10 protein-coding genes, 1 tRNA gene and 1 rRNA gene are annotated in these 12226 nt (G+C 37.9%); 5 read left to right on the top strand and 7 right to left on the bottom strand.

Going from position 1 to position 12226, the window contains the following annotated elements:
• Complete coding sequence (locus Q0Q99_RS12225; RefSeq protein WP_293896378.1) at positions 1-456, bottom strand: DUF1801 domain-containing protein; 456 nt, start codon at positions 454-456, stop codon at positions 1-3.
• Positions 457-655: 199 nt separating this feature from the next.
• Between Q0Q99_RS12225 and Q0Q99_RS12230 the strand changes: the two genes are divergently transcribed.
• Entirely contained in the window at positions 656-1681 is a 1026-nt protein-coding gene (locus Q0Q99_RS12230) for a M28 family peptidase (protein ID WP_293896381.1), read from the top strand.
• Between the two features lie 45 nt (positions 1682-1726).
• Here the strand turns inward: Q0Q99_RS12230 and Q0Q99_RS12235 are convergent.
• The 4 genes from Q0Q99_RS12235 to Q0Q99_RS12250 all read right to left on the bottom strand — a co-directional run bounded on the left by Q0Q99_RS12235 (position 1727) and on the right by Q0Q99_RS12250 (position 4096).
• A tRNA-His gene (locus tag Q0Q99_RS12235) sits at positions 1727-1800 on the bottom strand.
• A 62-nt stretch (positions 1801-1862) separates the two neighbouring features.
• Positions 1863-2579: a bacillithiol biosynthesis deacetylase BshB1 gene (bshB1, locus tag Q0Q99_RS12240; RefSeq protein ID WP_293896384.1), complete on the bottom strand. Its 717-nt coding sequence runs from the start codon at positions 2577-2579 to the stop codon at positions 1863-1865.
• A gap of 30 nt (positions 2580-2609) precedes the next feature.
• A complete protein-coding gene (locus Q0Q99_RS12245) occupies positions 2610-3674 on the bottom strand; it encodes an isochorismate synthase (RefSeq protein ID WP_293896387.1) in 1065 nt (354 codons plus the stop codon).
• Positions 3671-4096, bottom strand: a complete 426-nt coding sequence (locus Q0Q99_RS12250; RefSeq protein ID WP_293896390.1) for a PaaI family thioesterase — start codon at positions 4094-4096, stop codon at positions 3671-3673. Before Q0Q99_RS12250 ends, Q0Q99_RS12245 begins: the two co-directional genes overlap by 4 nt.
• Before the next feature lie 158 nt (positions 4097-4254).
• Here Q0Q99_RS12250 and Q0Q99_RS12255 point away from each other — a divergent pair, with 158 nt between their 5' ends.
• From Q0Q99_RS12255 to Q0Q99_RS12265, 3 genes are all read left to right on the top strand, one after another.
• A complete protein-coding gene (locus tag Q0Q99_RS12255; RefSeq protein WP_293896393.1) occupies positions 4255-5811 on the top strand; it encodes a hypothetical protein in 1557 nt (518 codons plus the stop codon).
• A gap of 69 nt (positions 5812-5880) precedes the next feature.
• Positions 5881-9573 (top strand): phosphoribosylformylglycinamidine synthase, encoded by a 3693-nt coding sequence (purL, locus tag Q0Q99_RS12260; protein ID WP_293896396.1) that lies wholly within the window; start codon positions 5881-5883, stop codon positions 9571-9573.
• A 178-nt stretch (positions 9574-9751) separates the two neighbouring features.
• Positions 9752-10192 carry a hypothetical protein gene (locus tag Q0Q99_RS12265; RefSeq protein WP_293896399.1) on the top strand — a complete coding sequence of 147 codons (441 nt, stop codon included), beginning with the start codon at positions 9752-9754 and terminating at the stop codon, positions 10190-10192.
• Between the two features lie 124 nt (positions 10193-10316).
• Here Q0Q99_RS12265 and Q0Q99_RS12270 read toward each other — a convergent pair whose 3' ends face one another.
• Positions 10317-11003 carry an agmatine deiminase family protein gene (locus Q0Q99_RS12270; protein WP_367175045.1) on the bottom strand — a complete coding sequence of 229 codons (687 nt, stop codon included), beginning with the start codon at positions 11001-11003 and terminating at the stop codon, positions 10317-10319.
• Positions 11004-11127: 124 nt separating this feature from the next.
• On the opposite strand from Q0Q99_RS12270, the gene Q0Q99_RS12275 reads away from it, so the two are divergent.
• Positions 11128-11829: a DNA-binding domain-containing protein gene (locus Q0Q99_RS12275; RefSeq protein ID WP_293896402.1), complete on the top strand. Its 702-nt coding sequence runs from the start codon at positions 11128-11130 to the stop codon at positions 11827-11829.
• Positions 11830-12088: 259 nt separating this feature from the next.
• Here the strand turns inward: Q0Q99_RS12275 and rrf are convergent.
• Positions 12089-12198: ribosomal RNA gene (rrf, locus tag Q0Q99_RS12280) — 5S ribosomal RNA — on the bottom strand.
• Between the last annotated feature and the right edge of the window lie 28 nt (positions 12199-12226).

The following is a 12226-nucleotide window of genomic DNA, read 5'->3' on the forward strand; positions in this document are numbered from 1 at the left end:
TTATTGTTTCAATGCCTTTTCATAAGTTGAAATCCAAACTTCCACAGTCATTTTTGCGGCCAATTCACCAATAAATTCAAAAGGAATATCGTCCACTTTTTTAAACCGAAGACAACTTTTTCCCATATCGATTTTGGTTTTGACATGCTTTGGATATTCGATAACAAACCAATCCAACAAATTTTTATTGCTATAAATTCCCATATGATAAATGGCAATGAAATTCTTCTGTGAAGCCAAATTAATGAATGGCAACGGTAACTTCGGATTGCAATGATAGCCATTTGGATAAATGCTGTGTGGCACAACATAGCCCAACATTCCATAACCCATAACCTCTTCAAACCCTTTTGGTAGATTATCCTTAATGGCATTCCGAAGTTTTAGCATGGCTCCTTTTCTATCTTCGGGTAATTCAGCTAAATATTCTTCTGGAGTTAGTGCTTCTGATTGCATGGTTCAATGTTTTGTGCATCAAAAATAGAAATAAATTTAATAGCTTTACAGATTGATTTTTATAACTGTTTCCAATGTCCACATGTCCTTTAAAAGAGATAAAACTTGAAAATAAATGTTCTGCATTAAAGTTATTTTAATGAGCATCTTATTTTTAGTATTTATCGTATATCCCTTTATCAATATCCATTAAAAAATCATGAATAAAAAAACAATTTCATTGTTGCTGTTCTCATTTCTGCTTATAAGTTGTTCAAGTCAAAAATCTATTCCAAAAAAAGTTGGTACTGCAGATAATTTTAAAACCATAACTACCGAAAGTCTGCAAACCAATCTAACCGTCATTGCTTCAGATGACATGCAAGGTCGAGATACCGGAAGTGAAGGTCAGAAAAAAGCAGGTCGTTATATAATTGATTTCTACAAAAAACATGGCGTTGGTTTCCCAAAAGGTGCTACCAATTATTACCAATATATTCCCGCTGCCTTTTTGAATGCAAAACGCAACGAAAATCTTCCCGATTCAGAAAACATTTGGGCTTTTATTGAAGGTTCAGAAAAACCAGAAGAAATTGTGGTTGTATCCGCTCACTATGACCATGTCGGAATGAAAAATGGCGAAATCTATAACGGTGCTGACGACGATGGATCAGGAACAGTTGCCATTATGGAAATTGCAGCTGCTTTTCAAAAAGCTAAAGATGAAGGACATGGACCAAAACGTTCCATCTTAATTCTGCATATGACCGGCGAAGAACACGGGTTGCACGGTTCGCGTTATTATACGCAAAACCCTTTATTTCCTTTAGCCAATACCGTAGCTGATGTAAATATAGATATGATCGGGCGGCGCGATCCTTTTCACGTAAAAACAAACAATTATGTTTATCTGATTGGCTCTGATTATTTATCAACCGATTTATACAATGTATGCGAAGAAGTGAACAAAAAATACAACTTTCTATCCATCGATTATAAATACAATGATAAAAGCGACCCAAACCGTTATTATTACCGTTCCGATCATTATAATTTTGCCAAAAAGGGAATTCCGGTAGTTTTTCTTTATAATGGTGAACATGCCGATTACCACAAGCCCACAGACGAAGTAAGCAAAATAGAATTTGATGCTTTAACAACCAGAACTAAATATGCGTTTGCTATTGTCTCGGAAATTGCTGATAGAAAAGATAAACTAGTGGTTGACAAAGCAGAAAGTAAATAACTTAAACAAAAAAAGTCCCGATTTCACGGGACTTTTGCGTTTCTGGGTGGCTGACCGGGTTCGAACCGGCGACCCTCGGCACCACAAACCAATACTCTAACCAGCTGAGCTACAACCACCATTTTTAACGAGTGCAAATATATTATAATTCTTTTCTTTTGCCAAGAAAAAAATTAAAAAGTTACTTTATATCGCTTAAGCTATTGACGGCCAAATGTCTTTCGACTGTGAAACCTTCAGCGTGTTCTACCCCTACTAATCGTCCAAAGTCCTGCGAACGATAATGTATGCTTTCCAAAAAGTTTTTAGTGGCAATTGGCGTTACAGGTTCTTTAGAATTCTCTGAATAAAACTGTGAGCTATAGGCCATAATTGCAGCTGTTTTTTTATCTGTAAAGCCAGTGATGTCCACGACAAAATCAGGTTCTATATTTTCCCATTGAATATAATGATAGACAACTTTTGGTCGCCAGGCTTCCTGATTTTTTTCATCGAATGATGTTTCTATTTTTCGTAAGCCGGAAAGAAAGCAAGCATCCGAAACCAGTTTGCTTCCTTTGCCATGATCTATATGCCGGTCGCGAATAGCGTTGCAAAGCACAATTTCGGGTTGGTACTTCCGAATCATTTTTATGATTTGAAGTTGGTGCGCTTCATCGTTAACAAAAAAACCATCCCGCATATCTAAATTTTCCCTAACCGAAATTCCTAGTATTTCTGATGCTTTTGCAGATTCTTCATTGCGGATTTCAACCGAACCACGAGTTCCCAATTCACCGCGCGTCAAATCGATAATGCCCACTTTTTTTCCTAACGAAATTTCTTTGGCAATGGTACCACTGCAACCTAATTCAACATCGTCCGGATGTGCGCCAAATGCCAATATATCTAATTTCATATCTCTTTAATTATTAATTAACTCTGTTTTCTATTCTAAAATATTTTTCATCGTCATTGATTTATTTACCGTTTCAATATATTCATCCGCAGGATTACTGTCTTTTGTAATACCGCAGCCAATAAATAGTTGTGCCTTGCTTTTAATCACTTTCATACATCTCAAATTGACATATAAATCGGTTTGCAATGTTCTGAAAGTAACAAAATCTATATTCAGTTCGCCTAGAAATCCGGAATAATACTCCCGATCATAACCTTCGTTTTCAAGAATAAATTCCTTTGCAGTTTGTTTCGGTAATCCACAAACCGCTGAAGTGGGATGCAAGGCTGTTATAATTTTTTTTAGAGATTTTTTAGATTTTAACCGGGCTAAAATGTCAGACTTAATATGCCACAAATCACCGGCTTTAACAGTATAAGGGCTTGAAATTGTGACTTCTTTGACCAAACTCTCTAAACTATTTACGATAAAATCAGTTACTAACTGCTGTTCTGTTTTCTCTTTATCCTGCCAAATAATATTTGTTGCCTGTGCCGCCAATTGGGTTCCGGCAAGTGCAACAGTTTTTAAAGCAGTGCCGTTTGTTTTCAAAAACTGCTCTGGAGTTGCTCCTAGCCACATGCCAACTTTGGGATGATAAAAACAATATTTGAAAGCTCCCGGATACTGATAAATCATTTTACGTAAAGTTGCCTGAATGTCAAAATCGGGAAGAGCTATTTCTTCTTTTCTGGAAAGAACGACTTTCAGGAATTGTTTGTCTTTGATGGCGGCCACTGCCTTAACAACTATTTCCTCAAAAAAATCCTTGCCAATGACGCCGCTTTGAGTGGTAGCTTTGGACTGGAAATAATAGTTCTTGCTACGAACAGTTTCGACATATACGTCGGCATACTCCAACGGAATAAAGGGAACTTCCTCTGCATCAAATGGCGCAAAAGCAAAACCTTTTTCCTCATAACTTTCCAAAAAATAAAGATGGTCATTCTTTTGGAACACGCCAACTACTTTATCAGAATCCGGTTTGCAGAATAATACAAAAGGAAGGTTTTGACCTTGTTGGGTTTTGACTTTTATGAATAAATCGGTCATTTGCGTCGGGGTAAAATCATGTTAGTCAGTTTACAAAGCGAAATCAATTTTCCTTCCTCATCGGTGACTTTTATTTCCCAAAGATGAATGCTCCCACCCCGATGAACAATCTTTGCTGTACAGAAAACCGTTCCTTCTCTTTTACTTTTTAAATGATTCGCCGAAATTTCAATACCACGGGCTTCTTGTTTTTCAGGGTTAATGAACAGCATGGAAGCAGCACTTCCAACACTTTCTGCCAAAGCTACTGTTGCACCACCGTGAAGGATTCCCATGGGTTGATGCACCCTTGAGTTAACGGGCATTTTTGCAGTTAAAAAATCTTCTCCTGCATCAATATACTCTATTTCTAAGGTTTCCATTAAAGTGTTTTTGCACCAATTGTTACAAAGTTCGAGGATTTTATCTTTATCGAATGACATCGCTTTTTCTTGTAAAAATAATACTTATTTACAAGAACTTTAACCCAAATAATACTCACTTGAATACTTTTGACAATAAAATTGACTTTTTAACGTTATAGTATTAGATTTTTAAATTTTCAAATTAATACTTATATTTACCAAAATTCATACTGCAAATGCGTAAACTCATTATTCTATTTTTTGTTGGTTTAGCTATTACCGTCAGTTCATGTCGCCAGGACTTTGTTTTTGAACCTAGTACAGGAGATTTGGTTTTTTCAAAAGACACAATATATTTAGATACCGTTTTTGCCAATATTGGTTCAAGTACTTACACTTTGAAAGTTTATAACAAAAGTAGCAAGGACATCAAAATCCCAACAATTAGGTTAGCTAAAGGGGTCGGAACAAAATACCGAATTACGGTTGACGGAATGACAGGTGATGAAAACAGGATTTTCCATGATGTGGAATTACTGGCTAAAGACAGCATGTATATTTTCATAGAAACCACGGCGGGAATTGGGGATGCAAACCCTTCGGATTTCCTTTATACCGATCAGATAGAGTTTGACAGCGGTGCAAATCTGCAGAAAGTGGAATTGGTAACGCTAATTCAGGATGCTTATTTTATCTTTCCAAACAAACAAAACGGGATTACCGAATCGATTCCTATCGGATTTAACGAAGACGGTACTGTCCTGGAAACGAATGGGCGTAACCTAAGCCACAATCATCCTGATAATGGCAATGAATATCTTTTCAAAACAGACAAACCTTACGTCGTCTACGGTTATGCCAGTGTTCCCAGTGGCGAGACACTAACAATTCCCGGCGGTGCCAGAGTCCACTTTCATGCGAATTCCGGTTTAGTTGTCCAGCAAGGCGGAACGTTACACATTACTGGCTCAACATCTACGACTGCCGCCTTGGAAAACGAAGTTATTTTTGAAGGCGACCGTTTAGAACCTGATTTCTCGGATGTGCCCGGACAATGGGGAACCGTTTATCTCAGACAGGGAAGCTTGAACCACACTGTCAAAAATTTAACCCTCAAAAATGCCGTCATAGGTTTGTTGGTTGAAAACAATTTAGGGACACCCATGACTATTGAAAATACACAGATTTATGATTGTTCCAATGTTGGTTTATTAGGAAGAGCCGCATCCATCGAAGGAAAAAACGTAGTTATCAATACGGCTGGCGTAGCGTCATTAGCGTGTACTCTGGGTGGAAGCTATGAATTCAAACACTGCACATTCAACAACAATTGGTCGAGCTCAAAACAGGTTGCTGTATTGGTTAATAATTACTATACGGACGATACAAATACGCAACATGCTTACGATTTGCAACAAGCTAATTTTTACAACTGTATTATATTCGGCTCCAACCAGGTCGAACTGCTAATTAATAAAAGCACCATTGATCCTGCAAACAATTGGACAACACCAATTTTTAGCAAATGCCAAATTCGATTTAACAACACCAACAATCAATTTACAAATAATCCTGACTATGCTTTTATTAATGATACCAATGAAATAATAAAAAATCAGGATCCTGATTTCCTTGACATAAATAAAAACAAACTTATGATTGGCGAGAATTCCGCTGGGAATGGTTTTGGAAATAACGTTGGAGTTCCTTTTGACCTTATCAACACGCCTCGTGTACTACCAAATATAGATTTAGGTGCCTATCAACATATTACTTTTCCGCCTGCAAATTAATTAAAAAGAATTTAGGTTTCATTTTTTTACCCTAAATTTGCAACTACAACAACAACTAAAAATAACACAATGATTCATTTCTTCGGAAACGAAAGTGCTACCGTTTTTGCCGTTCATTCGCAAAACGAACTTTCGGCAGAAACCATCTCAAAACTTAATTGGTTATTCGCAAACGCACCTAAAATAAAAAAATCCGTCCTGACGGATTTTTTTATTGGTCCACGTGCCGCTATGATTACGCCGTGGAGTACCAATGCTGTAGAAATCACCCAAAACATGGGAATCGAAAATATTATCAGAATCGAGGAGTTTCAGAAAGTAAATACCGATTTCTCAGATTTTGATCCAATGCTTTCGCAAAAATACAGCGAATTGAATCAGCAGATTTTCTCGATTAATATCCAACCCGAACCAATTCTGGAAATTGAGGAAATTGCTGCCTACAACAAACAGGAAGGCTTGGCGTTGAGTGAGGAAGAAATAATGTATTTAGAAAATCTATCAAAAAAAATAAACCGTAAACTTACCGATTCAGAAGTATTTGGCTTCTCCCAGGTAAACTCAGAACATTGTCGCCACAAGATTTTCAATGGAATGTTTATTATCGACGGCGTTGAAAAAGAAATGTCTTTATTCAAAATGATAAAGAAAACTTCCGAACTCAACCCGAACGATATTGTTTCAGCTTATAAAGACAACGTAGCTTTTATCAAAGGCCCAATAGTAACCCAATTTGCTCCAAAAACCCGAGACAAGGCGGATTTCTATCAGGAAAAAGAATTTAATTCAGTGATTTCAATAAAAGCCGAAACGCATAACTTTCCAACAACAGTTGAACCATTTAACGGCGCAGCAACGGGTTCAGGCGGAGAAATTCGTGACCGTTTGGCTGGCGGACAAGGTTCATTGCCATTAGCCGGAACAGCAGTTTATATGACAGCTTATTCAAGGTTATCAGAAAATCGTCCATGGGAAAACGGAATGACCGAACGAAAATGGCTGTACCAAACACCAATGGATATTTTGATAAAAGCATCCAATGGTGCTGCTGATTTTGGTAACAAATTCGGGCAACCGTTAATTACGGGTTCCGTTTTAACCTTCGAACACGAACACTTTGACAAGCTAAATGGGAAAAGCAGAAAGCTTGGTTTCGATAAAGTCATCATGCTCGCTGGTGGAATTGGTTACGGAAAAGAAGAACAAGCCAAAAAACGTAAACCAAAAAAAGGTGATAAAATCGTTGTTCTTGGCGGAGAAAATTACCGAATCGGAATGGGTGGTGCGGCGGTTTCATCTGCAGACACAGGGGCTTTTGGTTCCGGAATAGAACTCAATGCGATTCAGCGTTCCAATCCTGAAATGCAAAAGCGTGTGGCCAATGCAGTTCGGGCAATGGTGGAAAGTGATTTAAATCCAATTATATCGATTCACGACCACGGCGCGGGTGGACATTTGAATTGTCTTTCTGAATTGGTTGAGGAAACCGGCGGTTTGATTGACTTGGATAAATTGCCTGTTGGCGACCCTACTCTTTCTGCAAAGGAAATTATTGGAAACGAATCACAAGAAAGAATGGGATTGGTAATTGGTAAAGATGATATCGAAACGTTACGAAAAATTGCAGACCGTGAACGTGCCCCAATGTATGAAGTGGGCGAAGTAACCGACAATCATCGCTTTACTTTTGAGAGCAAAACAACCGGGAACAAACCAATGGATTTCGCTTTGGAAGACATGTTTGGAAGTTCTCCAAAAGTGGTAATGACCGACACAAGTTCTCAAATAAAATATAATGAAATAGAGTACAGCCAGGATAAGATTCAGGAATATCTCGAGCAGGTTTTGCAGCTCGAAGCGGTGGCTTGTAAAGATTGGTTAACAAATAAAGTCGACCGTTGCGTAGGTGGAAAAGTAGCCAAACAACAATGCGCCGGACCGTTACAATTACCGTTGAACAACGTGGGTGTCATGGCTTTAGATTTTAATGGAAAAGAAGGAATCGCCACTAGTATTGGACATTCTCCAGTTTCAGCCTTAATAAATCCGGGTGCAGGCTCGCGGAATTCAATTGGTGAAGCATTGTCAAATATTGTTTTTGCTCCATTAAAAGATGGTTTAAAAAGCGTTTCACTTTCTGCTAACTGGATGTGGGCGTGTAAAAACGAAGGTGAAGATGCACGACTATATGAAGCTGTAAAAGCGTGTTCCGATTTTGCAATTGAACTTGGAATCAACATTCCGACTGGGAAGGATTCGCTTTCCATGAAGCAGAAATATCCGAATGATGAAGTGATTGCGCCGGGAACAGTTATCATTTCAGCTGCCGGGAATTGCTCCAATATTACCAAAGTAGTGGAACCTGTTTTGCAGAAAAATGGTGGCTCAATATATTATATCAATCTTTCCCAGGATGATTTCAAATTGGGAGGAAGCTCGTTTGCGCAAGTCTTAAATAAAATCGGGAACGACACACCAACAATTAAAAATGCTGATTTCTTCAGCAAAGCTTTCAATACCATTCAGGATTTAATCAAGGACAGGCAGGTTGTTGCCGGACATGATATTGGTTCGGGCGGACTGATTACAACATTATTGGAAATGTGCTTTGCAGATTTAAATTTGGGTGCCGAAATTGATTTCAATGCCTTTGCGGAAAAAGATTTGGTAAAGATTTTATTCTCGGAAAATATTGGATTATTACTTCAGGCGAAAGATGATGCAGTATTTGAAAAAGCATTAGCAGAAATCGAATTCTTCAAGATTGGTAAAGTAATTTTTTCTGAATCTCTTTTCATTCAAACACAAGTCGAAGGCGAACTGATCGAAGATAATTTAGAATTCAAAATTCAAAATAATAGAGAGAAGTGGTTTGAAACCTCTTATTTATTAGACCAAAGACAAAGTAAAAACAACAAAGCCAAAGAACGTTTTGAGAATTACAAAATTCAACCGTTAACCTATCTATTTCCTGCTCATTTTACAGGAAAAAAACCTGTAACTTCGAGTGCAGTCGCGAGGCCAAAAGCAGCCATCATTCGTGAAAAAGGAAGTAATTCGGAACGTGAAATGGCAAATGCCTTATACATAGCAGGTTTTGATGTCAAAGATATTCACATGACTGACTTGATTTCGGGAAGGGAAAATCTGGAAGATGTTCAATTTATTGGCGCTGTGGGTGGATTCTCAAATTCCGATGTTTTGGGTTCTGCTAAAGGTTGGGCCGGCTCATTCAAATACAATGAAAAAGCCAATAATGCGTTAAAAAACTTCTTCAAAAGAGAGGACACACTTTCTGTTGGAATTTGTAACGGATGTCAACTGTTCATGGAATTGGAAGTGATTCATCCGGAGCATAAAGTACATGGAAAAATGCTTCACAATGACAGCCAAAAACACGAAAGTATTTTTACTTCTGTAAAAGTTCAGGAAAACAATTCAGTAATGTTGAAAACATTGGCCGGAACAACTCTTGGCGTATGGGTTTCACACGGTGAAGGAAAATTTAATTTGCATGAAACAGAAAATCAATATAATATTGTAGCAAAATATGGTTACAGCAGTTACCCAGCAAATCCAAATGGTTCTGATTACAATACAGCAATGATGTGCGACAAAACAGGAAGACACTTGGTAATGATGCCACATATTGAACGTTCCACTTTCCCTTGGAATTGGGGATATTATCCAGCCGATAAAAAGGACGAAGTTTCCCCTTGGATTGAAGCGTTTGTCAATGCCAGAATTTGGTTTGAGAAATAGGCTCTAATTGTCATTAGCTTCGCTCAGGTCGAGCAAGCTCTCGTGTCCCGCGAAAGCGTGAATCCATGCTTGTCAAATTTTAACAATTGGCTATTTAATCTGTTCATAACTAATTGCCTTACAACGATGACTGACATATAATAGTTTTTATTTTTATTTCAAAGAAAACCTGAAAATTATGAAATACAAAAAATTATTCTTTGGTGTTTTATTCTTATTTGTAATGAACAGCTTTGCCCAAACTAAAATTGAAGCTAAAGACGGCATTCACTATATTACAACGACTATCGATTATCCAATAACCGGCACCTATTTATTCCAAGGTGCAGAACCAACAGTGGAATTAAATGGAGGTGGCAGCGGTTTTTACCAATTACATGACCAACCAAAAAGAGCCGTAAATTGGGGAATAGAATGTGATGAGACAGGAATCCCATTATCTATAAAAGGATTTGATAGTGCAGCATATACACTTTGGTATCAATATACATCGAAATCAGAATCTGACGATGACGATATGAATTGGACTGCTGTAGAATTTACAATTCATTTCAATACTTTAAAAATGTTCATTCAGGGAGAACGAAGTAAAGACTACACAGAAACAGCAGGTAAATAGAACACCTCTTTTGTCATTCCGACGAAGGAGGAATCTCCTCGCTTTAAATCTTGTGGTTTATCCCGGTAACTATCGAAGCTTTATCTCGCAGTTGCTATATCTGAGTAAAGCAAATGTGTTTATTTTATTCTTTTACAAACTTTAAAGTTTCCGTTTGATTATTGGTATAAACAATTTTTATGAAATAGGTACCACTTGATAATGGTTCAACAACTAGCTTATTATTTTCAAGAATAATGATGTTCATTTTTTGACCTATTTCGTTATAAACGGTTACTGCAATAATGGTTTCTTTGGTTTGCAGAGCAATATTTCTCTTAGCCGGATTTGGGTATAGTATTGATTTTGGTTTGTTCAGCTCAAAAGTATTGATTCCCAAGACACTCGCCAATGGCTGTTGCTGTGTAACACAATGCACCATGCCCCCATTACCATATAAGTTCCTAACATCAATTCCTACAACGGTTCTGCCCGGATATAACCCGGCAATGATAGCATTGGCAACAGCATCATTCGGGTCATTATAGTTAGGAACTAACACCCTATTGTTGGCCACATAATAATTGATATAACTTCCTTTATATCCTAAATTTTGTCCATTAGTTTTTGACACATCGTTTTGAGTAAGTGGCAAATACACTTTGGTGTAAACAACATTAGCTGCATTAGTTGCAGCATATAAAGTATTAATATCTGTTTGTGAAGCTCCCCAATACAATAAATCAGCGTCGTTCATAGTTACTAATTTGTTGCCCGATACAAACTTCGCAAAACCGTCAATATGAGCATCGGTAATGTCTTCTTGGCTAATATAGAAGTCTTAGTAGCCAAAAAAGTACCGGCACCATCCATTTCCCAAGCTCCGCCTTCTCTTTTTCAATTATAAAATTTATATTATTTTAGATTTAGTTACTTTTACGTAAATCCTATTATTTATGCCTGTTAAATACTACCTCCATAAAAATGCGCTTTCCACAAACCCGGAGAGCCATAAAGCAGTTATCGTTCCTCATAAGGTAAATACCCTTGCCGATATTATAGCCGAAATGGTGCAAAGAGGCACTACACTTTCGGAAGCCGATATACTCGCATCATTGCATCTGTTTTTTGAAGTGGTTGGCCAACAGGTACAGCAGGGAAACCATGTTAATGTGCCAATTGTGAATATAAAACCCGGAATTTCGGGGGAATTTAGCACCAGTACCGCTACATTTGATCCTTCACATCATAAACTTAAAGCTACGGCTTCTGTTGGCCCTGCTATCAAAAAGGTGATGCAAAATACAGCTACCGAAAAAATAACCCAGCCTTTAACAGTACCGGTACTAAACGCGTTTAAGGACATACTATCACAAAACTTTAATACTACCCTAAGTCCGGGCGGCATTGGGCAAATCACGGGAAGCCATCTCAAATACAACCCTGAAAACCCTAACGAAGGCATCTTCTTTGTTTCGGCAGCACGGCAGGAATATAAAGTAATAAATGTTGCCATCCGAACTTTAGGCAGGCTGGTATTCAGCATACCCGAAGCAATGCCTCCAGGTAATTACACATTGGAGGTAAAAAGAGCTTTCGGAAAATCTGACGCTTCTATCCGAAAGGGTATTTTAGCATCTCTTTTAATTATTGAATAAGCACCAACCTCTTATAACATCCTCGAGTTTATTTTATAAAACAACCGATATTAATTTATAAAGTCAACGACTTTATATTTAATAACCACCTATTGAATTGACATGATTGCTTTATATTTGATAGTAAGAGGAGAACTTCAGTTCACCAATCCCATCGGGATGGTATATAGGTAACAAAAAAGGCAGCGGATCGACCGAAGGGACACGCTGCTCCAATAAAAAAAAGAACCCCAATCTTTTCAGATTGAGGTTCCATAAAAAAAGGCAGCGACATACTCTCCCACATAACTGCAGTACCATCTGCGCAGTCGGGCTTAACTTCTCTGTTCGGAATGGGAAGAGGTGAGCCCCGACGCAATAACCACCTTAAGAGGTTTTGCATGGGTAACCAGCTACG

Origin of the sequence: Flavobacterium sp. (assembly GCF_025352425.1) — a bacterium.
Lineage (GTDB): Bacteria > Bacteroidota > Bacteroidia > Flavobacteriales > Flavobacteriaceae > Flavobacterium.

What these genes read in the sequence shown, in the direction of transcription:
- Q0Q99_RS12225 (WP_293896378.1), bottom strand. Translation starts at nt 456, where the DNA reads ATGCAATCAGAAGCACTAACTCCAGAAGAATATTTAGCTGAATTACCC.
- Q0Q99_RS12230 (WP_293896381.1), top strand. Translation starts at nt 656, where the DNA reads ATGAATAAAAAAACAATTTCATTGTTGCTGTTCTCATTTCTGCTTATA.
- bshB1 (WP_293896384.1), bottom strand. Translation starts at nt 2,579, where the DNA reads ATGAAATTAGATATATTGGCATTTGGCGCACATCCGGACGATGTTGAA.
- Q0Q99_RS12245 (WP_293896387.1), bottom strand. Translation starts at nt 3,674, where the DNA reads ATGACCGATTTATTCATAAAAGTCAAAACCCAACAAGGTCAAAACCTT.
- Q0Q99_RS12250 (WP_293896390.1), bottom strand. Translation starts at nt 4,096, where the DNA reads ATGTCATTCGATAAAGATAAAATCCTCGAACTTTGTAACAATTGGTGC.
- Q0Q99_RS12255 (WP_293896393.1), top strand. Translation starts at nt 4,255, where the DNA reads ATGCGTAAACTCATTATTCTATTTTTTGTTGGTTTAGCTATTACCGTC.
- purL (WP_293896396.1), top strand. Translation starts at nt 5,881, where the DNA reads ATGATTCATTTCTTCGGAAACGAAAGTGCTACCGTTTTTGCCGTTCAT.
- Q0Q99_RS12265 (WP_293896399.1), top strand. Translation starts at nt 9,752, where the DNA reads ATGAAATACAAAAAATTATTCTTTGGTGTTTTATTCTTATTTGTAATG.
- Q0Q99_RS12275 (WP_293896402.1), top strand. Translation starts at nt 11,128, where the DNA reads ATGCCTGTTAAATACTACCTCCATAAAAATGCGCTTTCCACAAACCCG.